Consider the following 23036-nt stretch of genomic DNA (forward strand, 5'->3'; position numbering starts at 1 on the left):
CGTTATTCCCCTACCGGCTCGTAGATGCTGGGCGGCAGGTCATAGCCCCACAGCCGGAACCGCTCTGAAAAGTTGGACCGCACACCCGTGCCGGTGAAATGGCCGATGATCTTGTTGTCCGGCGTCAGGCCGACGCGCTGGAAGCGGAAGATCTCCTGCATGGAGATCACATCGCCTTCCATGCCGGTGATCTCGGTGATCGAGGTCATCCGGCGCGAGCCGTCCTGCAGGCGGCTGGCCTGCACCAGCAGGTTCACGGCCGAGGCGATCTGCGAGCGCACCGCCTTGAGCGGCATCTCGATCCCGGCCATGGCGACCATGTTCTCCAGGCGGCTGATGCCGTCGCGCGGGTTGTTGGCGTGGATCGTGGTCATCGAGCCGTCGTGGCCGGTGTTCATGGCCTGCAGCATGTCGATCACCTCCTCGCCGCGCGTCTCGCCGACGATGATGCGATCGGGGCGCATCCGCAGGGCGTTCTTCAGACAGTCGCGGGGGCTGACCTCGCCCTTGCCCTCGACGTTGGGCGGGCGGCTTTCCATCCGGCCCACGTGGATCTGTTGCAGCTGAAGTTCGGCGGTGTCCTCGATCGTCAGGATGCGTTCGGAATTGTCGATGAAGGACGACAGCGCGTTGAGCGTGGTCGTCTTGCCCGAGCCGGTCCCGCCCGAGACGATCACGTTGAGGCGCGTGGCGACGGCGGCCTGAAGATAGGCGGCCATTTCCTCGGAAAAGGCGCCAAAATTCACCAGGTCGTCGATGCCCAGCTTGTCCTTCTTGAACTTACGAATGGACACCAGGCTGCCATCCACCGCGACCGGCGGCACCATGGCGTTGAAGCGCGAGCCGTCCTGCAGGCGGGCGTCGACATAAGGGTTGGATTCGTCGACACGGCGGCCCACGGCGCTGACGATCTTGTCGATGATCCGCAGCAGGTGCTTTTCGTCCTTGAAGGTGGTGTCGGTCAGCATCAGCTTGCCGGCGCGTTCCACGAACACCTGGTGCGGGCCGTTGACGAGGATATCGTTGACAGTGTCGTCCTTCAGCAGCGGTTCCAGCGGGCCCAGGCCGCGCACCTCGTCGTAGAGGTCCTGCGTCAGGGTGGTGCGGTCCTCGCGGTTGAGGACGATGCTGCGTTCCTCGAGGGCCTCGCCGGCAATGGCGCTGATCTCGGCACGCAGGTCCGCCTCGGTCGCGGTGTCGAGCGCGCCGAGGTTGAGGTTGTCGAGAAGCGCACGGTGCAGGTCGATCTTGATCTCGGCCAGCCGTTCCTTGCGCTTGCGGTCCTTGTCCTGCGGGGCGGTGGTCGCCGCCGCCTTCTGAAGCGGCTTGCGCAGGGAGACGCTTTGCGCCTGTTCCACGGGCGCGGTCTTGGGCGCTTCCGCGACGGGTCTCTTGGCGGCCTTGACCGGCTGGGCCCCGTCGGTTGCTTTTTTGTATCGCGAAAACATCGGCGTGATCCCCTATGCGGCCTTCTCGGCGTCGCTTTGGCCGAGCGCGTGCAGCGAGGCCGCCAGCTTGGCGATTTCCTTGCGCAGCGGGTTCTTGCCCGCGGCACTGGCCAGCGGCGTGCCGTGATCGCCCGCCTGCATCACCGGCTTGCCGCCATCGGGCAGCTGCACCTCGATGCTGATCTCCAGGCTCTCGGCCAGGCGCTTGACGCGGCTCTTGCCGTTCAGGTCGGTGAATTTCGGCGCCCGGTTCAGGCAGAAGCGCAGCTTTTCGATCGGCAGGTCCTCGGACCGCAGCGCCCGCTTCAGACGCAGGGCGTTCTGGGCCGAACGCATGTCAAGCTCGAGCGTGGTGAAATAGATCTGCGCGGAATGCAGCACGGTTTCGGTCCACTGGACCAGCGTGCTGGGCATGTCGACGATGACGTAGTCGAACTTGGAGCGAGCCAGGTCGAGCACGCGCTGCACGTCCTCGGAGGTGATCATGTCGAGCGGCAGGATGTCGGTGGGCGCGGTCAGCACCCACAGCTTGTCGTCGAAGGGCACGAGCGCCTGCTTGAAGATATCCTCGTCCATCGAGTCGGTGTCGGCCCACATCTCGTAGACGACGTCCTTGCGCGGCAGGTCGAGATAGGTGGCAACCGATCCGGTTTGCAGGCCGAGATCCAGGATGCAGACGCGCGGCGCGTCGGTCTTGGAGACCGAGGCCAGCTCCCATGCGAGGTTGACCGCCAGCGTCGTGGCGCCGGTGCCGCCCGCGAGGCCCTGGACGGCCAGCAGGACACCATCGCCCGGGGCGCTGGAGGCGCCGAAGGGCGCGGCGGCGGCGGGCTCTGCCGCCGCGGGATTGCTGTGCAGCCGGTCGATGGCCGCCTGCAATTCGTTCTCGGGAAGCGGGTAGGGGACGAACTCGTCCGCGCCTTGCCGCAAGAGCTGGTGCAGGGACGCGGGGCTGACGTCTTCGGCGATGAGAATGACCTTGATGCCGCGGGCCTTGGCCAGCGTGATGATCTCGCTCAGCAGGCCGATCTCGTCCTCGTCGGTGGAGTCGATGGCCAGGGCCACGAATTCGAGGCAGTCGGCCTCGGGCTGGTTGAAGAAGGCCAGCGCCTCGGCGAACCCGAGATCGCCCCAGGCTTCGCCCATCGCGGTTTCCATGTCCTCGATCAACAAGTCGAAATCCTGCACGTTACGGCTGATGGTACAGGCCGTGATCGGGCTGGATTCTGGTTGTTTTTGCACACTACTCATCTGTGGTCGGCCCCATGTTTGTCGCGACGTCGTTGCGCCCGAAACCGTTAGTCTTCAGGCGGTTGGACCCTGCGCCAAGACGCATGGACCCAGTGCCATGCTCGTAAACTGCTTGAAAATGTAGGCGATAATGGGGCCAAAAGATCGTAATTGTGCGATATCTCAGGACAAAAAAAACCCGCCCAACGGATTGTTTCGGGCGGGTTCTTCAGGTGGCCCGGCCAATGGCCGGACAGGGAGAATTCAGGTCATTCGCCGCTGCCGCTGGTGACTTGCCCGCCTTCCTCGACCATGGTCAGGGTCGAGCGCGGTGCGGCGCTTTCGACATATTCGCGATAGACCACTTCGGCATATTTGCCGTCCATGACGATGGGATGCGACGCGACGAACCCCGTGACCTCGGTCACGGTGCGGCGGTTGCGGCGTTCGCGGCCCTGGGTGACGACCAGCGGCTGTGCCTCGCCGAAGGACACGACGGCTTCCAGCCGGCTGCGGCTGATGCCCTGGGCCACCAGGTAGTTGACCACGGCGTTGGCGCGTCGCTGTCCGAGGTTCTTGTTGTAACCGGCGGACCCGACAAGGTCGGTATGGCCGTAGACCCGGAAGCGAACCTCGGGGAATTGCCGGATCCAGAGGGCCTGTTCGCGCAGCGTGTCACGGGCGCCGGCATCCAGCTCGGCACTGTTGAACGCGAAGTTCACGGTGCTCAGAACCTCGTTCGAAAAGCGGTTGGCAAGGTCGTAGACATAGCCTTTCTCGCCCCGCATCACCAACTGGTTGTGCATGTTGGCGTTGCCGAAATTGCCGCCGTCCACCACCCCGCCGGCTTCGCCGAAATAGGATTTGTAGACCTCTCCTTGCTGGGAACACCCGGCGAGGGCGAGAACCGATGCGGTAATCAGAAGATTATATTTCATGGCCTCGTCTCTCCTCAGTCCATCACGTAGCCGTAGGACCCGTTGAAATCCTGCCGGGCGACTTCGCCGGTCGATCCGCGCGACTCCCGCACGTCCTTGGCGACGCGGCCATTCAGGAACAGGTCCTTTTCGGTCGGCAGCTTGACCCGGTCGGTCGGCAGGGCCAGGACCGTGCCGCTGGTCGGGGTCACGAGATGCGCGGTCACGATGATCACCAGTTCGGTCTGGGCGCGCTCGTATTCCGCGCTGCGGAACAGGGCGCCAAGAACCGGGATATCGCCCAGCCACGGGATCTGGCCCGCATTGTCGCGGAAGTCGTCCTGCAGCAGGCCGGCGATGGCAAAGCTTTGCCCGTCGCGCATCACCACCGTGGTCGACGCGTCGCGGCGGCGGAAGGCGGCCACGTTCAGACCGTCGGCCTGGATGCCGTTGGCGGGGTCCAGCGAGGAGACCGCCGCGGCCATTTCCAGGTTGATGACCTCGTCGTCCAGAACGCGCGGAGTAAAGTTGAGCTCGACGCCGAAGGGCTTGAACTCGATCGTGGTGGTGCCGTTTTCCTGGGCCACCGGGATCGGGAATTCGCCACCGGCGAGGAACTTGGCCTCCTGGCCCGAAAGGGCGGTCAGGTTGGGTTCCGCGAGGGTCCGCACGACGCCTTTTTCTTCCAATGCTTCCAACAGGATACCGACCTCGGTCGAGCCGATGTCGAAGCCGATGGCAAGTGCGCCGAAATTGTTCTGCACCGACGGGATCGCCCCGGCCAGCGTGCCGATGACACCGCCCTGGGTGTTGGTGGTGCCGGTGCCGCCGATAAAGCCCGCGCTGCCCGCCGAGCGCGCGTCCAGCGACAGGGACGTGCCCAGCGCCTTGGAGACGGTGCGCTGCATCTCGGCAAAGCGGACCTTCAGCATGACCTGCTGCTTGCCCGAGACCGACATCAGGTTCGACACGCGCTCGGGCGCATAGCGGTTCGCCAGTTCCAGCGCGCGGTCCATCTTGCTGGCGCTGGTGACGGTGCCCGACATCACGATGCCGTCATTGGCAGAGCGCACCTCGATCTTTTCGCCGGGCATGATCTGTTGCAGCCGTTCCTTGAACTCCGAGATGTCCGGGCTGACATGCACCTCCACGTTGGTGATCAGCCGGCCGGTAGCGTCCAGAAGGGTCAGGGTGGTGCGCCCCGGCGCCTTGCCGAGGACATAGACGGTACGATCCGACAGGGTCGAGAAGTCCGCGATGGACGGGTTCGCGATGCTCAACTCCGCAAACGGCGTGTCGCTTTCGATCACGACGGCCCGGTTCATCGGAATGCTCAGATCACGGTTCGCGCCCTTCTGGATCACCGTGATGTTGTCAGCCATCGCCATGTCGGCGACAGGGGAAAACACGACAGCCAGCCCAACAAGGGCGGCCTTGAATACGCTCGATTTTATCATGTGACCTGCCTTTCCGATCACGCCTCATTAATCGGGTCTTTTCGCCCGGAATTGGCAGGACTGTGGGCCAATTCAAAAATTTTTTCAAGAATCAACCACTTTTGACCCGCTCTTGCTGTGGATTTTGGGGGACAGTTGCCCGAAAGAAACGAGGCGCCCTGTGGTGGGGGCGCCTCGCATACACAAGATGTGGTGCGGATCAGTTGGTCGCGCAGGGGATCGGGGTCGAGATCACCTCGCCGCCGCGGCGGGTCTTGATGGTGCAGATCTCTTCCTTGACCTGCGGCGCGGGGGCGGCGGCGGCCTCGATCCCCAGAAGCATGTTCTGGTCGACCTCGATCGCCTCGGCCACGGTCTCGTCGTCGGCGCCGACCAGCGACAGCGACAGGCTGCCCGTGGATTGGGCCTGCGCAAGTGCTGCGACCTGCTGCGGCTTGATGGCAACGGTGACGGTGCGGGCGATGATCGCCTCGGTGGTGTCGCCATTCGCCACCTGGTCCACGGCAATCAGGCGCACGCCGGTTTCGATCAGCTTCGTGACCTCGCCGCCGCCGCGACGGCCGTCGATACCTTCGGCGCTGCCCACGTTGCCGGTCCAGTAGATGTCGACGCGGTCGCCCGGACGCAGGAAGCCGGACACGCCGCTGGACACGTCGACCTCGATTGCGAAGGCGCGCATTCCGCGCGTGAGCTGCGAGGTGATGCCGGCATCCTCGCCCGGTCCGGTGACCTTGACGTCCAGGATCGCTTCCATCGGTTCCATGGTGCGCAGGACCGTGCGCGGCTCGTCCTCGCCCTTGGGGAAGAGGTCTTCCTCGGCGGAATAGGTGCCCTCGGGCAGCGAATTCACCGGATACGCCACAAGCGACACGTGGTCCATCAGCAGGCGCTGGCCGTATTCCAGTTTCTGCTTGGCAACGTAGACCTCGACCGTTTCAAAGGCCGGGGCGCTCTTGGCGCGTTCCTGTTCAAGCTGGGCCTGGTAGCCCTGGATGTAGTTCTTGGCCATGAAGACGGCAAATCCTGCCAGACCGAGGCCGAGAATGAGTACAAGTCCAAACACCAAACGCATGGCGTGTCCTTTCGAATTCAACTGCTCACTGGCACACTGGTTGCGCCTTGCCGTTCAGACTTACGATGGAAATGTGGCGAAATAACGGGGTGGGTGTGGTGCTTTGGTGAAGGCCCGTGCCGGGCGCGCGAAGGGCGGGGCAGGGCGCCGCGGCGCCCTGGCCGCAAGGCCGGAGGCCGGGACTGCATGGCGGTCGGTCGCAATCGGCCGCAGCGCTTTGCACGGGTCCGGCTCGCAGTGCTGGCATGTGCTGCGGGGGCCTTGCAGGACCCCGATGGAGTGCCGGGTGTCGATTACCGCGTGCGGTGGCCCCGGCAAAGGCCGGGCAGGGTCACTCGGCGTCGCTGACGGACGTGGCCGAGACCGCGGTCGAAATACTGGTCGAGGCCGAGGTGACGCCGCTGTTCACCGTGACGCCGAGCCCGCCGGCCAGTACGACCAGGCCTGCGGTCAACACGACCCAGTCAACCGTGATCGCGCCGTCGTCACGCGTCAGGAAATGTCTTATGCTCTGGATCATGTAATCACCTTCTGGGGCATGTTGGGTTGTGCTTCGCATAGCAGCCGAACGCGGCAGCAATTGGGCATTCGGAAAAGTTTTCAGGGCGAATTCTGCAATTTAATAAATGATTTTAATGGAAAATAACCCCTGTCCCCCAGACAGGCAAAAGGCCGCGGTCCGGTGGGACCGCGGCCTTCTCGCACAGGGCGGATACCTTACTTGGTGCCCGCGCCGACGTTGTCTGCGGAGTCGACTCCGGTGACGATTTTGCTGGCCAGGCCGTTCACACCACCGGACACGGTGGAAACGCCTGCAACGCCCAGGCCGACGACGGCTGCGGTCAGCACGACCCAGTCAACAGTCACGGCACCTTCTTCGTCTTTGCGGAATTTTTTGATGAATTTGATCATGGTTGGTCCCTCCAAAGGATCAGTTTAACTCAGGTTGCAACCGCTAGCAGTTGAGTGGGCCGCCTCTCTCTTTGGCCCGCTGCGTTGCGGTATGAGCAGCATATAGCCGTCCGACTGCGGCAGGATTTGGGCGGCTTTCGAGCGATTTTGGAGACCGTTAACTTTTTTGCCGAAGAGGGTGTTAAGTTATTGTTTTTAAACAGTTAAAAAAGGTTAAAATTTTTCGACTTACTGCTTTCGCCCGTCATTTCAGTGCGAAACGCCAGCGTCGGTGTTCGTCAACACTCAACAATTATGGGCAAACTTGCCGATTGATGGCATACTGGCAAGAAAACCAACCGAGGCAGAGCAGGCCCGATCATGCGATTCACGAGATTTCTCGCCCTTGGCGTTGCCTTGGCGTGCGCGCTTCCCGTCCACGCGGGGGATCCGCCGCCGTTTCCCGAGTTCACCTTCAAGAAAGGCAAGCCGCCCAAGAAAGGCGGCGGCAAGCTGATCACGGTGCAGATCGACCCTGAAGACCAGGCGCATCTGAAGCCCAGACCCAAGGACAGCGACGCGGGTGCCGACGCGGGCACGGTCGATATTCCCGTCGTGCCCAGCGTGACGGCGGCCTATGGCTGGTTCTGGACGAAAGTGCCGACCGACGACAAGGCCAGCGGGCCGGACCGGCTGCGCCTGGCGTTCGAGACCCTGCGCGACGGGCCGGGCGGGGCGTCGGTCAAGGGACCGAGGTTGCAGCATATGCAGGAGATCGCCCGCGCCCACGGCGCCGACATCCTGCGCGCCACGATCGGAACCGAGGTGTCGCCGGCGCTGGTGCTGGCGGTGATCTCTGTTGAATCGGGCGGCCGGACGGATGCGATCAGCGGGGCCGGGGCGCAGGGGCTGATGCAGCTCATCCCGGCCACGGCGCAACGCTTCGGCGTCAGCGACTCGATGCTGGCGGGGCAGAACATCAAGGGCGGCGTGGCCTATCTCGACTGGCTGATGAAGGAGTTTCGCGGCGACGCGGTGCTGGCGCTGGCGGGCTACAACGCGGGCGAGAACGCGGTGAAGAAGCACGCGGGCGTCCCGCCCTATGCCGAAACGCGCGACTACGTGCCCAAGGTGCTGGCGGCTTTCCAGGTGGCCAGCGGCCTTTGCAAGACCCGGCCGGAGCTGATCACCGATGCCTGCGCGCTGACGCTGGCGTCTTACTAAGGAACGCGGTCACGCCTTTTTCTTGGCGCGGCCCGTTCCCTTCTTCGTGCCCTTTTTCGCGGCCTTCTCGGCGATCAGTTCCACGGCCATCTCCATGGTGACGTTCGCGGGCTCCACGTCCTTGGGCAGGGTGGCGTTCACCTTCTCCCATTTCACGTAAGGGCCATAGCGGCCTTCCATGACATTCACCGGCCCGCCGCTCTCGGGGTGTTCGCCCAGTTCCTTGAGCGGCTTGGCGGCGGTGCGTCCGCGCCCGCGCCCCGGGTTGGCGCGTTTCTCGGCCAGGAGCTCGACCGCGCGGTTCATGCCGATCTCGAACACGTCGGCAGGATCCTTGAGGTTCACGTATACGGGCTTCGCCTCGTCCTCGGCCTGGTGCATAACATAAGGTCCGAACCGCCCGAAATTGGATTTCACCTCGCCGCCGTCGGGGTGGGTGCCCACGATGCGCGGCAGGCTGAGCAGGGTCAGCGCCTTTTCCAGCGTCATGTCGTCCTTGTCCCAGCCCTTGGGCAGCGACGCGCGCGGCGGCTTCTTGTTCTCGGGCGTCGGCTCGCCGCGCTGCACATAGGGGCCGAAGCGGCCGGACTTCAGCCAGATCTCGTCGCCCTGATCCTCGCCCAGCAGGCGCTCGTCGCCCTCGGCGCCTTCGCCGGCGATGGGGCGGGTATAGGTGCATTCGGGATAATTGCCGCAGCCGACGAAGCCGCCGGTGCGCGAGGTCTTGAGGTGCAGGCGCCCCTCGCCGCATTTGGGGCAGATGCGCGGATCGGTCCCGTCCTCGCGTGGGGGATAGAGCTGCGGGGCCAGGACCTCGTCCAGCTTGTCGAGCACCTCGGCGATGCGCAATTCCGACGCTTCCTCGACCGCGGCGTGGAAATCGCGCCAGAAATCCGCCAACACCTTTTTATAGTCGGCGTCGCCAGCCGAGATGACGTCCAGCTCTTCCTCGAGGTTGGCGGTGAACTCGTAGCCGACGTATTTGCGGAAGAAGTTGAGCAGGAAGATGGTGACGATCCGGCCCTTGTCCTCGGGGATCAGGCGGTTCTTGTCCTTGCGGACATATTCACGCTCCTGGATCGTGGTGACGATGCTGGCATAGGTCGAGGGGCGGCCTATCCCGAGCTCTTCCATCTGCTTGACCAGCGTCGCCTCGGTATAGCGGGGCGGGGGCTGGGTGAAATGCTGTTCGGGGGTGACCGAGCGCTTGTCGGTCTTGTCGCCTTCGGACAGTTGCGGCAAGCGCTTGTCGTCGTCATCGACGACCGCATCGTCGCGGCCTTCCTCGTAGACCCGCAGGAAGCCGTCGAACAGAACCACCTGCCCGGTGGCGCGCAGGCCGACCTGGCCGTCCTTCGAGCCGATCTCGACCGTGGTACGCTCCAGCCGCGCGCCTTCCATCTGGCAGGCCAGCGTGCGTTTCCAGATCAGGTCATAGAGCTTGCGCTGGTCGGGCTCTGAAAGTTTCAGGCTTTCGGCGTCGCGCGTCATCTCGGTGGGGCGGATGCACTCGTGCGCTTCCTGCGCGTTCTTGGCCTTGTTCTTGTAGATGCGGGGGCTGGACGGCACGTATTCCTTGCCGAAACGCTCGCCGATGGCATCGCGGGCGGCCTCGACGGCCTCGGGCGCCATGTCGATCCCGTCCGTCCGCATATACGTAATGTGTCCGGCCTCGTAGAGGCGCTGGGCCGCGCTCATGCATTGCCGCGCGCCCATGCCGAACTTGCGGCTGGCCTCCTGTTGCAGGGTCGAGGTCATGAAGGGCGGGCTGGGGTTGCGGCTGCCGGGCTTGGCCTCGACCGATGTGACCGTCAGGTCCCGGCTCTCGACGGCCTGTTGCGCCATCTCCGCCTGGGTGGCGTTCTCCAGGTCGTACTTGTCCAGCTTGTCACCAGCCAGGCTGACCAGCCGCGCCTCGAACTCCTGGCCGCGGGGCGTGGTCAGGAGCGCCTTCACGCTCCAGTATTCGCGGGCATTGAACGCCTCGATCTCCATCTCGCGCTCGACGATGAGGCGCAGGCAGACCGATTGCACCCGCCCCGCGCTGCGCGCGCCGGGCAGCTTGCGCCAGAGCACCGGCGACAGGTTGAAGCCCACGAGGTAATCGAGCGCGCGGCGGGCGAGATAGGCCTCGACCAGCGGCGCGTCCACCTCGCGCGGGTTCTTCATCGCCTCGGTGACGGCGGTCTTGGTGATGGCGTTGAACACCACGCGCTTGACGTCGGTGTCCTTCTTGATGGCGCGGCGCTTGCGCAACGCCTCTTCCAGGTGCCAGCTGATCGCCTCGCCCTCGCGGTCGGGGTCGGTGGCGAGAATGAGCGCGTTGTCGTCCTTCAGCGCGTCGGCGATGGCCTTGATATGTTTCTTGCTGTCATTGCCGACCTCCCAGGTCATCTCGAAATCCTGGTCGGGATCGACCGAGCCGTTCTTGGCCGGCAGGTCGCGCACATGGCCGTAGGAGGCCAACACGGTATAGTCCTTGCCCAGGTACTTGTTGATCGTCTTGGCCTTGGCCGGGGATTCGACAACAACGACTGGCATGAACACTCCTACGGTATGAAAAACAGGGGGGCGACTCGGCCCGGTCCCATGGCGGCGCAACATGTGGTGTCTGAATGGGGATTGTCAATGCAGGGTATCCCGCGGCTTGTTCATCCCGGCCGGACGGCGCAGTGTCGAGGCAACAACGGAGGATGCCATGCCGAGACACCTTTTGGCCGTGCTGCTGGTGATGCTGGCCGGGGCCGCCGCCGCGTGGGAGGAACCGGCGCGGGGCAGCGAGACGCGCGGTGCGCTTCTGGATGCGATCCGGCCCATCGCCGAGTGGAAACTGGGCGCGCCCGTGCAATTCGTGGTGCATCACCTGCGCCGCGACGGGGACGTGGCCTTTGCCGGGCTTGCCGCGCAGCGCCCCGGCGGCGCGGCGATCGACCTGAGCCGGACGCCCGCGGTGCTGCGGGGCGAGGAGGACGGCAGTTTCGACATCACCGAGATTTACGTTCTCTACAGGAAATCCGGCGATACCTGGGTCGCGGTGCATCACAGTTTCGGCGCGACCGACGCGTGGTGGTCGTGGGAGCCATTGTGCGCCGAATACCGCGCGGTGACGCCGGAGGCCTGTGCGCCGTTCGACTGAGCCTGCGTCAGGATCGGGAGACCAGCCCGCCGGGATGGCGCGTGATCTTGCCACTGACCTCCAGGTCGGTGAGCGCGGGAGAGACCCGCGCGGCGGGCGCCGACAGGTCGCGGATCAGCTGATCCTCGGCCAGTGGCGCGGGGCCGAGGCGGTTCAGGATATCCGAATGCAGCCGGGTGGTTTCGGCCAGGCTGCGCTTTTCGGGCGGCGGGGCCAGGGGCAGGTCCGGCTGCGGTGGTGCTGACGCCTCTGCGCGGGCGGGCAGGGCGGCCAGAACGTCGTCGGCGTTGCGCACCAGCGTCGCGCCGTCGCGGATCAGCATGTTGCAGCCGGCGGCGCGGGCGTCGAACGGATGGCCCGGCACCGCCAGCACGTCGCGCCCCTGGTCGAGCGCGTTGCGCGCGGTGATCAGCGATCCGGACCTGGCCGCGGCCTCGACCACCACGACGGCCTGTGCCAGCCCGCTGATGATGCGGTTGCGCGCCGGGAAGTGCCGCGCCTGCGGGACCGTGCCGATGGGCTGTTCCGACAGGCGCAGGCCGGTACGGGCGATATCCTCTGCCAGCTTGGTGTTCTCGGCGGGGTACATCACGTCGATGCCCCCGGCGACGACCGCCAGGGTGCCGTGATCCAGCGCGGCCAGGTGCGATGCCGCGTCGATCCCGCGGGCCAGGCCCGAGACAACCACAAGGCCCCGTTCGGACAGCGCGCCGGCCAGCGCCTTGGCCATGCGCAGGCCCAATGACGATGCGTTGCGCGCGCCGACAAGCGCCACCATGGGACGCTGCAGCAGCGGCGCGCCGTCGCCGACGGCCCAGAGAAAGGGCGGCGCGTCCGGTGTCTCGGCCAAAAGGTCTGGATAGTCCGGCGTGCCGATGAAGATCAGCCGTGCGCCAAGCGCGGCACCGGCCTTCAGCTCGGCCTCGGCCACGCCGACGGGGCAGGCGGCATAGTTCTCGACTCCTGCCGCACGGGCGACCTCCGGCAAGGCCTCCAGCGCGGCCTGCGCGCTGCCATGTTCCTGCATCAACCTGTGAAACGTCGCCGGTCCGACCCGGCGAGAGCGCAACAGACGAAGCCACGCTACCCGATCATCTTCCGTGGTGGGTGGGAGTGGGGGGTGAGTGGAAGGATGTAATTCCTCGGACATCGTGACTTCGCCTGATTGCAGGGTCAGTGATACGCGCGGTTGGTTAACACAGGGTAAACCAAACCCGTTCCGATTGAAGAAATTTTGAGCGCAGGGCCGAAAGACGCTTTGCCGAGGGGGATAAGGTGCTCGGCGGCACGGCGTAGCAGGGGATCTCTACGTGTCGAGCACCCCGGTGGCGAGCCAGACCCGATGGGGTATGCTCATGGGCGCGTCGGGAAATTCCTGCATCAGAAGGGTGGCAAGCACGGCATCGAAAACCGCGGTCCTTTCGGCGTCGAGCGAGGCGGCGACACCGGCGCTGGCCCGGATGCGCCCGCGCCAGGCGTCGTGGGTATAGGGCTGAGCGACGTCGAAGGATGCGGTCTCCAGCGCGGTGAGGCCCGCCTGCGCCAGGTCCGTCAGCCAGGCGGGATAGATCCCGGTGCCGCCCGCGCCCGCCCATCCGGAATTGTGGCGCAGGATCAGTGCCTCGGTCGCCGCCACCACGTTGCCCGGCAGCGGCAACCAGTCGAAATGGGCGATCACCGCCCGCCCGCCGGGGCGCAACAGGCGCGCGACCTCTGCCGCGGCGGCGGATCGCTCGAACCAGTGCCAGCACTGGCCAGCCGTGACGAGATCGGTGGATGCCGGGGGCAGGCCCGTCGCCTCCGCCGTGCCGGTCCTGTAGGTGACGTGGACGCCCGCGGCGCGGTCCAGCTTGCGGGCCTCATCCAGAAGCGGCTGCGCGGGGTCGATGCCGGTGACGTCGAGCCCAAGGCCCGCCAGCCCGCGCGCGACGGTGCCAGTGCCGCAGCCAATATCGACGGCGGTCTGGCCGGGGCCGGCCCAGCCGCGCTGTGTCAGAAGCTCGAAAAAGGCAGGCGGGAAGCCGGCGCGGTGGGTGGCGTAATCGCTGGCGGTGCGGCCGAAATCGACGCCTTCCCCGAAGGCGCGGAGGGCGTCGGTGTCGAGGTTCTGGGTCGGGTCGGTCATTATGTTACGTGCCTTTGGTACTTGGTTCGCGCGGAATAAAGGCCGCAGGCCGCCGCGCGATCGTCCGCTGACCGAAAGGCGATTGCCTGCAATCGCCGAAAGGGGGGCCGCCCGGACGGGCTGGCGTTTGGGTGATGCTGGCGCTTCGATCCGAGGTTTTGCGGAGGTTGCAGGGATAAAGTACTTTGAACCACTGTTGGGCCGCCAGCCCGCGGTCTGGCGATCGCGCGGCTCCTTGCAATCGACTCCCTCAACTCCCCGCCTGCGAGCCGCCCACGGTCAGACCGCCGATCATCACGGTGGGCTGGCCCACGCCCACGGGCACCCATTGGCCCTGCTTGCCGCAATTGCCCATGCCGGGGTCGAGCGCCATGTCGTTGCCGAGCGCGCGGATCTGTTGCAGCGCGGTCGCGCCGTCGCCGATCAAGGTGGCGCCCTTGACCGGCGCGCCGATCCTGCCGTTCTTCACGCGGTAGGCCTCGGTGCAGGAAAAGACGAACTTGCCGTTGGTGATGTCGACCTGCCCGCCGCCGAAGCCCACGGCATAGATCCCGTCCTTGAGATCCGCCACGATCTCGTCCCGCGTGGCCTCGCCGCCCAGCATGTAGGTGTTGGTCATGCGCGGCATCGGCGCGTGGGCATAGCTTTGGCGGCGGCCGTTGCCGGTGGCCTCGACCCCCATCAGGCGGGCGTTCTGGCGGTCCTGCATGTAGCCCACGAGGATGCCGTCCTCGATCAGCACGTTCCTGCCCGAGGGCGTGCCCTCGTCATCCACGGTGATGGAACCGCGCCGGTCGGGGATGGTGCCGTCATCCAGCACGGTGACGCCGGGGGCGGCGATGCGCTGGCCCATGAGGCCGGCGAAGGCCGAACTGCCCTTGCGGTTGAAATCCCCCTCCAGCCCGTGGCCGATCGCCTCGTGCAACAGGATGCCGGGCCAGCCGGGGCCAAGGACCACGTCCATCACGCCCGCGGGCGCCGCCTCGGCCTCGAGGTTGACCAGGGCGATGCGCAGCGCCTCGCGGGCCTTGGCCTGCCAGTCCTCGGGGGCAATGAGGCCGTCGAGCATGACGCGCCCGCCGCCGCCGACGCTGCCGGTTTCGCGGCGACCGTCCTTTTCGACGATGACACTTATATTGAGGCGCGTCATGGGCCGGGTGTCGGAAACCTCGTGCCCGTCGGCGCGCAGGATCACGACCTCCTGCAGGGAGGCGGCGATGGCTGCCGTCACCTGCACCACGCGGGGGTCCATGTCGCGCAGGTAGGCGTCGATCTCGCGCAACGTATCGAGCTTGACGGGAAATTCGTGCCCGGCGATGGGGTCGGCGTCGGAATAGAGCCGCCGGTTGGTGGCGGCGGGGGCATCGGCCATCGTGCCGCCGCCATCGCCCACGGCCAGGCGCGCGGTTTCCACGGCGCGGCCCATCGCGGCCTCGGAAATCTCGGATGAATGGGCATAGCCCGCCACCTCGCCGCGCACGGCGCGCAGCCCGAAGCCCTGCGCGGCGTCATAGGACGCGGTCTTGACCCGGCCGTCGTCGAACAGCAGGGATTCCGCCCGGCGACGCTCCAGGAAGAGCTCGCCGTCATCCGCGCCGGCCACGGCCTCGCGCAGCCTGGCCAGCGCCGCCTCGCGCTCGATCTCGGTCTCGAAGGGACGAAAAACGTCTGATGTCATCTGCCTGCTCCTGCTCGCGACGCCGGAAACGCCAATATTTTAACGGTTTCAAAAGCGTCCGTTTGCCGCAACGCATTTCCTTGTACGCCCCGTAAGAATATTGTTATTTACGGCGCGAACAACGGGATTCCATGGCATGCGCCTTGGGACGTTCTGCAGAAGATAAAACCGAACTAACGGGATCAGGGTGCAACATGCGCAAATTCACCAGCTTTCTGGCGTCCATGATGGCCGCTGCAACGGCGCTTCCGGCGATGGCACAGGAAAATCTTGAAATCATCGGCAAGCCCGAACAGGGCGCGATCGGTTTTCAACCGGCTGCCACGGAACTGGCGCGCGACCTGCATTGGCTCGACGGCATGGTGCTGGTGATCATCACCGCGATCACCATTTTCGTCTGTGGCCTGCTGGTCTACTGCATCGTGCGCTACAACAAGCGGGCCAACCCGACGCCGTCCAGCTTTACCCACAACTCGCCGATCGAGGTGGCCTGGACCGTGGTGCCGATCGTGATCCTGGTGTTCATCGCGGCGTTCTCGCTGCCGGTGCTGTTCAAGCAGCAGGAAATTCCCGAGGGCGACGTGAACATCAAGGTCACCGGCTACCAGTGGTACTGGGGCTATGAATACATGGACCACGATTTCGCCTTCGACAGCTACATGATCGGCGCCCCGGCCACGGGCGGCGACAACCGCCTGACCGACGACGTGCGCGCGCAGCTGGAAGAGGCGGGCTATTCCGAGGACGAGTTCCTGCTGGCCACCGACACCGCAGTCGTCGTGCCCGTGGGCCAGACCGTCGTGATGCAGATCACCGGCGCGGACGTGATCCACAGCTGGACCATTCCCGCCTTCGGCGTGAAGCAGGACGCGGTTCCGGGCCGGATCGCGCAACTGTGGTTCAGCGCCGAGAAGGAAGGCATCTATTTCGGCCAGTGTTCGGAACTGTGCGGCCAGGCGCACGCCTACATGCCGATCACGGTCAAGGTCGTCAGCCAGGACGCCTATGATGCCTGGCTGGAAGGCGCGATCGAGGAATATGCAGGTGACCCGTCGACGCTTCCCGACCGCGTGAAGCTGGCCGCCGCCGAGTAAAAGACAGCCGGGGTGCGCAGCCCGCGCGCCCCATGCCATCCCCCGCAGGATGCGCCTCCGGGCGCATCCCGTGTTTCGGAGAAGACATGAGCGACGCAAGTCTCAACACCAGCAAGGTTCAGGGCTTCGAGGACGAGGCCAGCTTCGGCGATTTCTTCGCGCTTCTGAAACCGCGCGTGATGACGCTGGTCGTGTTCACGGCCTTCGTCGGGCTGATCGCCGCGCCGGTTTCGGTGCATCCGGTGGTGGGCTTTGCCGCGATCCTGTTCATCGCCGTGGGCGGGGGCGCGTCGGGCGCGCTCAACATGTGGTGGGACGCCGATATCGACGCGGTGATGAAACGCACCGCAAAGCGGCCCATCCCCGCCGGCAAGGTGACGCGGGACGAGGCGTTCGCCTTCGGCCTGGCGCTGTCGGGTTTCGCCGTGGTGATGCTGGGGCTGGCGACCAACCTTCTGGCGGCAGGCCTGCTGGCCTTCACCATCTTCTTCTACATCGTGATCTACACCATGTGGCTGAAGCGCTGGACGCCGCAGAACATCGTGATCGGCGGCGCCGCCGGGGCCTTCCCCCCGATGATCGGCTGGGCCGCGGCTACGGGCTCGGTCTCGGTCGAGGCGGTGCTGATGTTCTGCCTGACCTTCATGTGGACGCCGCCGCATTTCTGGGCCCTGGCGCTGTTCACCAAGATGGATTACGACAATGCGCGGGTGCCGATGCTGACCGTGACCCACGGGCGCCGGTCGACCCGCGTGCATATCCTGGTCTACACCGTGCTGCTGGCGGCGCTCGCCATCGGCCTGGGCTTTACCAGCGTGGGCGGGCCGCTCTACCTGGCCGTCGCCCTGGTGCTGAACGCCACCTTCCTGAAAGGCGCGGTGGACATCTGGCGCCGGGACGAGACCGCCTCGGAGGCGGACAAGTACCTGGCCGAGCGCAAGTTCTTCAAGTTGTCGCTGCTGTACCTCTTCGCGCATTTCGGCGCGATTGCCGCCGAGGCGCTGCTGGCGCCCTACGGCCTGGGAGGGTGGTGAGCCATGTCGCTGTCGCGCCAACACGAAATGCACAAGCGCCGCTTTTCGCGCAACCTCGGGCTGGGCCTGGTTCTTGCCGCTTTTGTCGCACTTGTCTTCGGGCTGACCATTGCCAAGGTCTCGGATGACGATTTCGCGGTGACGACAGAGGAGGCAAGCTGATGGCGATGGACCGGAATACCAAGACGGTGATGCGGCTGGTGGCCGTGGGCGTCACGATGGGCGCGCTGGCCTGGGCGTCGGTGCCGCTTTACGACTGGTTCTGCCGTGTGACCGGCTATGGCGGCGAGACCAACGTGGCCGACCTGGGCTCGGACGAGATCCTGGACCGCACCATCAAGATCCGCTTCGACGCCAGCAACGAGCGCGGCTTCCCGTGGGAGTTCAAGCCGGTGCAGCGCCAGATGGAGCTTCGCATCGGCGAGACGGGCCTTGCCTTCTACGAGGCCTACAACCCCACCGACCGCCCGATTGCGGGATCGGCCACCTATAACGTCACCCCGTTCGAGGCCGGCGGCTTCTTTACCAAGATCGATTGCTTCTGCTTTACGCAGCAGGTGCTGCAACCGGGCGAGCGCGTGCAGATGCCCGTGACGTTTTTCGTCGATCCCGAGATTGTCGACGACCGCGATGCGAAGTACACGAAAACCATCACACTGGGCTATACGTTCTACGAGATCGACCTGCCCGAAGACGAAACGCAGGCGGCGCTCGACAAGGGCGAGGCGCCTGATAACAACGTGAACTAAGAGCCACCGACGAGGGACTTTGCTAGATGGCACATGAAAAAAATCACGACTACCACATCCTGAACCCCTCCATCTGGCCCCTCCTGGGGGCAATGGCCGGGTTCGTCATGCTGTTCGGCGCGGTCCTGTTCTTCCACGGCAGCGGGCCGTGGATGCTGCTGGCCGGCTTCGTGGGCGTCGCCTACGTGATGTTCGGCTGGTGGGCGGACACGATCAAGGAAAGCCACGCCGGCGATCACACGCCTGTCGTGCGGATCGGCCTGCGCTACGGCTTCATCATGTTCATCATGTCCGAGGTCATGTTCTTCGCCGCGTGGTTCTGGAGCTTCTTCAAGCACGCGATCTATCCTATGGGCGAGATGTCCCCGATCACCGATGGCGTCTGGCCGCCGGCGGGGATCGAGACCTTCGACCCCTGGCACCTGCCGCTGATCAACACGCTGATCCTGCTGTGCTCGGGGATGGCCGCGACATGGGCGCACCACGCGCTGGTGCACGAGAACAACCGCGACGACGTCAAGTGGGGCCTGACCATCGCCATCGCCCTGGGGGTGATCTTCACCGCGCTGCAGGCCTACGAGTACAGCCACGCGGCCTTCGGGTTCTCGGGCAACATCTACGGCGCCAACTTCTTCATGGCGACCGGCTTTCACGGCGCGCATGTGGTGATCGGCACGATCTTCCTGTTCGTCTGCCTGTTGCGGGTCATGCGGGGGCATTTCACCCCGGAACAGCATATCGGCTTCGAGGCGGCCGCCTGGTACTGGCACTTCGTCGACGTGGTCTGGCTGTTCCTCTTCGCCGCGGTCTATATCTGGGGCGGCTGAAGAATTTTCGTACGAAAATTCTCTGCCTCCGGCGGGGATATTTGAAGCCAGAGGAAGATGCGGAGGGGGAGCCTTCCGCATTTTCGCGTCAGATGGGGCATCATGCTAAGAAAAACAGTCCTTCCGCTGATCTTCGGCCTGGCCGGTGCGGCCGTGCTGATCTGGCTGGGCGTGTGGCAGGTGCAGCGTCTGGAGTGGAAGGAAGGCATCCTGGCGCAGATCGAGACGCGCATTGCGGCAGAGCCGGTGGCCCTGCCGGACAGTTTCGAGCCCGAGGCCGACAAATATTTGCCGGTCTCCGTAAAAGGACAGTTTGGCGAGGGTGCGCTGAGGGTGCTGGTCAGCCGCAAGCAGGTGGGCGCGGGATACCTGGTGATTTCGCCCTTCGAGACCGAAGGCGGGCGGCGCATCCTGGTGGATCGCGGCTTCATCCGGCAGGGCGACACGCTGAGTGACGCGCCCGGGGGTACGCTGTCGGTCACCGGCAACCTGCACTGGCCCGACGACCGCAACAGTTCCACGCCCGAAAACGATGTCGACGGCAACACCTGGTTCGCCCGCGACCTGGGCCAGATGGCCGAGGTGCTGTCGACCGAGCCGGTGCTGCTGGTGGCGCGCACGCTGTCGCAACCCGAAGACTCCGTGACGCCCTTGCCGGTGGACACGGCCCACATTCCGAACGATCACTTGCAATACGCGATCACGTGGTTCTCGCTGGCCGCCATCTGGCTGGGCATGACCGCTTTCTATATCTTCCGCGGCCGCGGCGCCGCAAAAGGACTGGACCGATGAAATACAACTCGACCCGTGGCAACGCGCCCATCCTGAGTTTCGAGGACGCCATGCTGACCGGGCTGGCGCGAGACGGGGGGCTCTACCTGCCCGAAAGCATCCCGACGCTGGCGGCGGAGGACATCAAGGCGCTGCACGGGGTGTCGTACGAGGAGGCGGCGTTTCGCATCATGCGGCCCTTCATCGGCGACGCCTTCACCGACGACGAGTTCCGCGCCATCATCGCCAAGACCTATGCCGGGTTCGGCCATGCCGCGCGGGCGCCGCTGAAACAGCTGGATGCCGGGCATTTCCTGCTGGAGCTGTTCCACGGCCCCACGCTCGCCTTCAAGGATTTCGCGATGCAGCTGATCGGCCAGCTGTTCGAGGCGTCCTTGAAACGTTCTGGCGACCGGGTGTGCATCGTCGGCGCCACTTCGGGCGATACCGGCTCGGCGGCGATCGAGGCGTTCCGGGGGCTGGACAAGGTGGATGTCTTCATCCTCTACCCCCACGGCCGCGTCAGCGAGGTGCAGCGCCGGCAGATGACCACGCCTGTCGAGGACAATGTGCACGCCATCGCCGTCGACGGCGATTTCGACGCCTGCCAGGCGCGGGTGAAGGACATGTTCAACGATTTCGAGTTCCGCGACGCGGTGGGGCTGGCCGGCGTGAACTCGATCAACTGGGCGCGGGTGCTGGCGCAGGTGGTCTATTACTTCACCTCCGCCGTGTCGCTGGGCGCGCCCGAGCGCAAGGTGAGCTTTACCGTGCCCACCGGCAATTTCGGGGATATCTTCGCGGGCTACATCGCCAAGCGCATGGGGCTGCCCATCGACCGGCTGATCGTGGCCACCAACCAGAACGACATCCTGCACCGCTGCCTGACGACATCCGAGTACAGGCCCGACGGCGTGATCCCCTCGATCAGCCCGTCGATGGATATCCAGGTCAGTTCCAACTTCGAGCGGGCGCTTTACTATGCCTATGATCAGGACGGCGCGGCGGTGGCCCAGCTGATGGACGAGCTGAAGGCGGGCGGCTTTTCCGTCAGCCAGGGCGCGCTGGAGGCGCTGCGGGAGAGTTTCGCGTCGGGCCGCTGCGACGAGGACGAGACCCGCGCCACGATCCTGGAGACGTGGAACGCCGCCGGGGAACTCCTGTGCCCGCATTCCGCCGTGGGCGTGAAGGTGGCCGAGGAGATGCGCGACGCGGCCACGCCGATGATCACGCTGGCCACGGCGCATCCCGCGAAATTCCCGGCGGCGGTGGAAGAGGCCAGCGGCCAACATCCCCCCTTGCCGGAACGCATGGCCGACCTGTATGAGCGGTCGGAGCGCGTGACACGGGTCGAGAACGACCTTGCCGCCATCGAAACCCTCATCAAGGACCGCATTCCGAATTGACCGTCAACCTGACCACTCTCGACAACGGATTTCGCATCGTCACCGAACACATGCCCGGCCTGCAATCGGCGGCCATCGGCGTGTGGGTCCTGGCGGGCGCCCGGCACGAGGACGCCACCCAGAACGGCATCGCGCATTTCCTCGAACACATGGCCTTCAAGGGCACCAAACGGCGCAACGCGTTGCAGATTGCCGAGGCGATCGAGGATGTGGGCGGCTATATCAACGCCTATACCAGCCGCGAGGTGACGGCCTATTACGCCCGCGTTCTGGCCGACGACGTGCCGCTGGCGCTGGACGTGGTGTCTGACATTCTGCGCAACCCTGTGTTCGATGCGCGCGAGATCGAGGTGGAGCGCGGCGTGATCCTGCAGGAGATCGGGCAGGCGCTGGACACGCCCGACGACATCATCTTCGACTGGCTGCAGGAGCAGGCCTATCCCAACCATCCCCTGGGCCGCACCATCCTGGGCCCCGAGGACCGGGTGCGCGGGTTTTCCCGCGCTGACCTGACGCGGTTCGTCGACCAGCGCTATCGCCCGGGGCAGATGATCCTGTCCGCCGCCGGAGCCGTGGATCACGATGCGCTGGTGAAGCTGGCCGAAGAGGCGTTCGGCGACATGCAGCCCTCCAACACCGTCGCGCCGCCCGCCGCCAAGTTCTTGGGCGGCGAGACACGCACCGTGCGCACGCTGGAACAGGCGCATTTCGCCATGGCCTTCGAGAGCTCGAACTATTCCAGCCCCGACATTCACACCGCGCAGATCTATGCTTCGGCGCTGGGCGGCTCTATGTCGTCGCGCCTGTTCCAGGAGATCCGCGAGCGGCGGGGGCTGTGCTATACGATCTTCGCGCAGGCCGGGGCCTATGCGGATACCGGGATGCTGACGATCTATGCCGGCACGTCCGCCGAGGAGATGGAAAGCCTTGGCCGCCTGACGGTGGACGAGATGAAGCGCGCCGCCGAGGATTTCAGCCAGGCCGAGCTGGACCGGGCGCGGGCGCAAATGAAGGCCGGGTTGCTGATGGGGCTGGAAAGCCCGTCGAACCGGGCCGAGCGGTCGGCGCGGATGATGCAGATCTGGGGCCGGGTGCCGGACCTCGGCGAGGTGGTCGAGCGGATCGACGCGGTCACGCTGAAGGACCTCAAATCCCATGCCGAGGTGATTGCCACCGAAGCGCCCGCCGCGCTGGCGCTCTACGGTCCAGTCAGCCATGCGCCGTCACTGCAGACCTTGCAGGAAAGGCGCGCGGCCTGATGTTCCTGCCGCGCCGGAAGATCCGGATCGAGACGGAGCGCCTGACCCTGCGTCAGCCCGTCCTGACGGACTTCCGCGACTGGTCGTCCTTGCGCGAAAGCAGCGCAGATTTCCTGACCCCGTGGGAGCCGCAATGGGCCGCCGACCACCTGTCGCGCAAGGGGTTCGCCAACCGGGTCTACTGGTCGCAGCGGTCGATCTCGTCGGGCTCGGCGGTGCCCTTGTTTCTGTTCCGGCGCGAGGACGACATGCTGGTGGGGGCGATCACGCTGGACAATATCCGGCGTGGCCCCGCGCAGTCGGGCACGCTGGGCTACTGGACCGGCCAGCCTCATGCGCGCAAGGGCTACATGCGCGAGGCGCTGCAGGCGGTGTCGCACTACGCCTTCGAGCGGCTGGACCTGTCGCGGCTGGAGGCGGCCTGCCTGCCGGAAAACGCCCCGTCGCGGCGTCTGCTGGAAAGCTGCGGGTTCAAGTACGAGGGCGTGGCGCAGAGCTATTTGCAGATCGCGGGGCGCTGGCGGACGCATGTTCTCTATGCCGCGCTGCGCGGTGACCGGCGCGGCCGGACGGATGTGGGGTAATCCGCTAGGTTCCGAAAGCCGCGCGATTGCCAGACCGCGGGATGGCGAACCGACGCTTCTTCAGAGCACTTTATCTTAGCCACAGCCGAAAAACCTCAAATCGAAGTACCAACGTCAGCCAATCGCCAGCCCGG

At 65.4% G+C, this 23036-nt stretch carries 22 protein-coding genes; 11 read left to right on the forward strand and 11 right to left on the reverse strand.

Features of this window, described 5'->3' with window-relative positions; all coding sequences use genetic code 11:
• Positions 1-2 precede the first annotated feature (2 nt).
• The 7 genes from KUV49_RS06585 to KUV49_RS06615 form a co-directional block, all read right to left on the reverse strand.
• Complete coding sequence (locus KUV49_RS06585; RefSeq protein WP_222449250.1) at positions 3-1448, reverse strand: CpaF family protein; 1446 nt, start codon at positions 1446-1448, stop codon at positions 3-5.
• A gap of 12 nt (positions 1449-1460) precedes the next feature.
• Entirely contained in the window at positions 1461-2699 is a 1239-nt protein-coding gene (locus KUV49_RS06590; protein WP_222449251.1) for a CpaE family protein, read from the reverse strand.
• A gap of 248 nt (positions 2700-2947) precedes the next feature.
• Positions 2948-3616, reverse strand: coding sequence for an OmpA family protein (locus KUV49_RS06595; RefSeq protein WP_222449252.1), 669 nt, complete (start codon positions 3614-3616; stop codon positions 2948-2950).
• 14 nt (positions 3617-3630) lie between these two features.
• Positions 3631-5052 carry a type II and III secretion system protein family protein gene (locus KUV49_RS06600; protein ID WP_222449253.1) on the reverse strand — a complete coding sequence of 474 codons (1422 nt, stop codon included), beginning with the start codon at positions 5050-5052 and terminating at the stop codon, positions 3631-3633.
• 199 nt (positions 5053-5251) lie between these two features.
• Positions 5252-6124 (reverse strand): Flp pilus assembly protein CpaB, encoded by an 873-nt coding sequence (gene cpaB / locus KUV49_RS06605; protein WP_222449254.1) that lies wholly within the window; start codon positions 6122-6124, stop codon positions 5252-5254.
• 331 nt (positions 6125-6455) lie between these two features.
• Entirely contained in the window at positions 6456-6644 is a 189-nt protein-coding gene (locus KUV49_RS06610) for a hypothetical protein (protein WP_222449255.1), read from the reverse strand.
• A 197-nt stretch (positions 6645-6841) separates the two neighbouring features.
• Positions 6842-7036 (reverse strand): Flp family type IVb pilin, encoded by a 195-nt coding sequence (locus KUV49_RS06615; RefSeq protein ID WP_152491455.1) that lies wholly within the window; start codon positions 7034-7036, stop codon positions 6842-6844.
• 360 nt (positions 7037-7396) lie between these two features.
• Here KUV49_RS06615 and KUV49_RS06620 point away from each other — a divergent pair, with 360 nt between their 5' ends.
• The gene (locus tag KUV49_RS06620; RefSeq protein ID WP_222449256.1) at positions 7397-8239 is read left to right on the forward strand and encodes a lytic transglycosylase domain-containing protein; all 843 of its coding nucleotides are present in this window, start codon (positions 7397-7399) and stop codon (positions 8237-8239) included.
• Positions 8240-8248: 9 nt separating this feature from the next.
• Here KUV49_RS06620 and topA read toward each other — a convergent pair whose 3' ends face one another.
• Positions 8249-10780, reverse strand: coding sequence for a type I DNA topoisomerase (topA, locus tag KUV49_RS06625; RefSeq protein ID WP_222449257.1), 2532 nt, complete (start codon positions 10778-10780; stop codon positions 8249-8251).
• 157 nt (positions 10781-10937) lie between these two features.
• On the opposite strand from topA, the gene KUV49_RS06630 reads away from it, so the two are divergent.
• Positions 10938-11375, forward strand: coding sequence for a hypothetical protein (locus KUV49_RS06630; RefSeq protein WP_222449258.1), 438 nt, complete (start codon positions 10938-10940; stop codon positions 11373-11375).
• Positions 11376-11382: 7 nt separating this feature from the next.
• On the opposite strand, the gene dprA is transcribed toward KUV49_RS06630, so the two are convergent.
• The 3 genes from dprA to tldD form a co-directional block, all read right to left on the reverse strand.
• A complete protein-coding gene (gene dprA / locus KUV49_RS06635) occupies positions 11383-12525 on the reverse strand; it encodes a DNA-processing protein DprA (protein ID WP_222449259.1) in 1143 nt (380 codons plus the stop codon).
• A gap of 156 nt (positions 12526-12681) precedes the next feature.
• Positions 12682-13500 (reverse strand): class I SAM-dependent methyltransferase, encoded by an 819-nt coding sequence (locus KUV49_RS06640; RefSeq protein WP_222449260.1) that lies wholly within the window; start codon positions 13498-13500, stop codon positions 12682-12684.
• Between the two features lie 250 nt (positions 13501-13750).
• Positions 13751-15178 (reverse strand): metalloprotease TldD, encoded by a 1428-nt coding sequence (gene tldD, locus KUV49_RS06645; protein WP_222449261.1) that lies wholly within the window; start codon positions 15176-15178, stop codon positions 13751-13753.
• A 194-nt stretch (positions 15179-15372) separates the two neighbouring features.
• Here tldD and coxB point away from each other — a divergent pair, with 194 nt between their 5' ends.
• From coxB to KUV49_RS06690, 9 genes are all read left to right on the forward strand, one after another.
• Positions 15373-16272: a cytochrome c oxidase subunit II gene (coxB, locus tag KUV49_RS06650; protein ID WP_222449262.1), complete on the forward strand. Its 900-nt coding sequence runs from the start codon at positions 15373-15375 to the stop codon at positions 16270-16272.
• 86 nt (positions 16273-16358) lie between these two features.
• Positions 16359-17306 carry a heme o synthase gene (gene cyoE / locus KUV49_RS06655; RefSeq protein WP_222449263.1) on the forward strand — a complete coding sequence of 316 codons (948 nt, stop codon included), beginning with the start codon at positions 16359-16361 and terminating at the stop codon, positions 17304-17306.
• Between the two features lie 3 nt (positions 17307-17309).
• Positions 17310-17468 carry a hypothetical protein gene (locus tag KUV49_RS06660; protein ID WP_170067268.1) on the forward strand — a complete coding sequence of 53 codons (159 nt, stop codon included), beginning with the start codon at positions 17310-17312 and terminating at the stop codon, positions 17466-17468.
• Positions 17468-18055, forward strand: a complete 588-nt coding sequence (locus KUV49_RS06665) for a cytochrome c oxidase assembly protein (RefSeq protein WP_222449264.1) — start codon at positions 17468-17470, stop codon at positions 18053-18055. Before KUV49_RS06660 ends, KUV49_RS06665 begins: the two co-directional genes overlap by 1 nt.
• Before the next feature lie 26 nt (positions 18056-18081).
• On the forward strand, positions 18082-18882 hold the full coding sequence (locus KUV49_RS06670; RefSeq protein ID WP_222449265.1) for a cytochrome c oxidase subunit 3: 801 nt from the start codon (positions 18082-18084) through the stop codon (positions 18880-18882).
• Between the two features lie 102 nt (positions 18883-18984).
• Entirely contained in the window at positions 18985-19674 is a 690-nt protein-coding gene (locus tag KUV49_RS06675; RefSeq protein ID WP_222449266.1) for an SURF1 family protein, read from the forward strand.
• A complete protein-coding gene (gene thrC, locus KUV49_RS06680; protein WP_222449267.1) occupies positions 19671-21059 on the forward strand; it encodes a threonine synthase in 1389 nt (462 codons plus the stop codon). The genes KUV49_RS06675 and thrC overlap by 4 nt, the downstream gene beginning before the upstream one ends.
• Entirely contained in the window at positions 21056-22318 is a 1263-nt protein-coding gene (locus tag KUV49_RS06685) for a M16 family metallopeptidase (RefSeq protein ID WP_222449268.1), read from the forward strand. Before thrC ends, KUV49_RS06685 begins: the two co-directional genes overlap by 4 nt.
• Positions 22318-22902: a GNAT family N-acetyltransferase gene (locus KUV49_RS06690; protein WP_172978024.1), complete on the forward strand. Its 585-nt coding sequence runs from the start codon at positions 22318-22320 to the stop codon at positions 22900-22902. The genes KUV49_RS06685 and KUV49_RS06690 overlap by 1 nt, the downstream gene beginning before the upstream one ends.
• Positions 22903-23036: the final 134 nt, after the last annotated feature.

Source organism: Roseovarius atlanticus, from assembly GCF_019802205.1.
GTDB classification, from domain to species: Bacteria; Pseudomonadota; Alphaproteobacteria; order Rhodobacterales; family Rhodobacteraceae; genus Roseovarius; species Roseovarius atlanticus_A.

Excerpts from the sequence above, each read along its gene's own strand:
- KUV49_RS06670 (WP_222449265.1), top strand. The coding sequence starts at position 18,082 with ATGGCACATGAAAAAAATCACGACTACCACATCCTGAACCCCTCCATC.
- KUV49_RS06595 (WP_222449252.1), bottom strand. The coding sequence starts at position 3,616 with ATGAAATATAATCTTCTGATTACCGCATCGGTTCTCGCCCTCGCCGGG.
- KUV49_RS06660 (WP_170067268.1), top strand. The coding sequence starts at position 17,310 with ATGTCGCTGTCGCGCCAACACGAAATGCACAAGCGCCGCTTTTCGCGC.
- coxB (WP_222449262.1), top strand. The coding sequence starts at position 15,373 with ATGCGCAAATTCACCAGCTTTCTGGCGTCCATGATGGCCGCTGCAACG.
- thrC (WP_222449267.1), top strand. The coding sequence starts at position 19,671 with ATGAAATACAACTCGACCCGTGGCAACGCGCCCATCCTGAGTTTCGAG.
- cyoE (WP_222449263.1), top strand. The coding sequence starts at position 16,359 with ATGAGCGACGCAAGTCTCAACACCAGCAAGGTTCAGGGCTTCGAGGAC.
- KUV49_RS06590 (WP_222449251.1), bottom strand. The coding sequence starts at position 2,699 with ATGAGTAGTGTGCAAAAACAACCAGAATCCAGCCCGATCACGGCCTGT.
- KUV49_RS06665 (WP_222449264.1), top strand. The coding sequence starts at position 17,468 with ATGGCGATGGACCGGAATACCAAGACGGTGATGCGGCTGGTGGCCGTG.
- KUV49_RS06620 (WP_222449256.1), top strand. The coding sequence starts at position 7,397 with ATGCGATTCACGAGATTTCTCGCCCTTGGCGTTGCCTTGGCGTGCGCG.
- cpaB (WP_222449254.1), bottom strand. The coding sequence starts at position 6,124 with ATGCGTTTGGTGTTTGGACTTGTACTCATTCTCGGCCTCGGTCTGGCA.
- KUV49_RS06615 (WP_152491455.1), bottom strand. The coding sequence starts at position 7,036 with ATGATCAAATTCATCAAAAAATTCCGCAAAGACGAAGAAGGTGCCGTG.
- KUV49_RS06610 (WP_222449255.1), bottom strand. The coding sequence starts at position 6,644 with ATGATCCAGAGCATAAGACATTTCCTGACGCGTGACGACGGCGCGATC.
- dprA (WP_222449259.1), bottom strand. The coding sequence starts at position 12,525 with ATGTCCGAGGAATTACATCCTTCCACTCACCCCCCACTCCCACCCACC.
- KUV49_RS06600 (WP_222449253.1), bottom strand. The coding sequence starts at position 5,052 with ATGATAAAATCGAGCGTATTCAAGGCCGCCCTTGTTGGGCTGGCTGTC.
- topA (WP_222449257.1), bottom strand. The coding sequence starts at position 10,780 with ATGCCAGTCGTTGTTGTCGAATCCCCGGCCAAGGCCAAGACGATCAAC.
- KUV49_RS06585 (WP_222449250.1), bottom strand. The coding sequence starts at position 1,448 with ATGTTTTCGCGATACAAAAAAGCAACCGACGGGGCCCAGCCGGTCAAG.
- KUV49_RS06675 (WP_222449266.1), top strand. The coding sequence starts at position 18,985 with ATGCTAAGAAAAACAGTCCTTCCGCTGATCTTCGGCCTGGCCGGTGCG.
- tldD (WP_222449261.1), bottom strand. The coding sequence starts at position 15,178 with ATGACATCAGACGTTTTTCGTCCCTTCGAGACCGAGATCGAGCGCGAG.
- KUV49_RS06640 (WP_222449260.1), bottom strand. The coding sequence starts at position 13,500 with ATGACCGACCCGACCCAGAACCTCGACACCGACGCCCTCCGCGCCTTC.
- KUV49_RS06630 (WP_222449258.1), top strand. The coding sequence starts at position 10,938 with ATGCCGAGACACCTTTTGGCCGTGCTGCTGGTGATGCTGGCCGGGGCC.
- KUV49_RS06690 (WP_172978024.1), top strand. The coding sequence starts at position 22,318 with ATGTTCCTGCCGCGCCGGAAGATCCGGATCGAGACGGAGCGCCTGACC.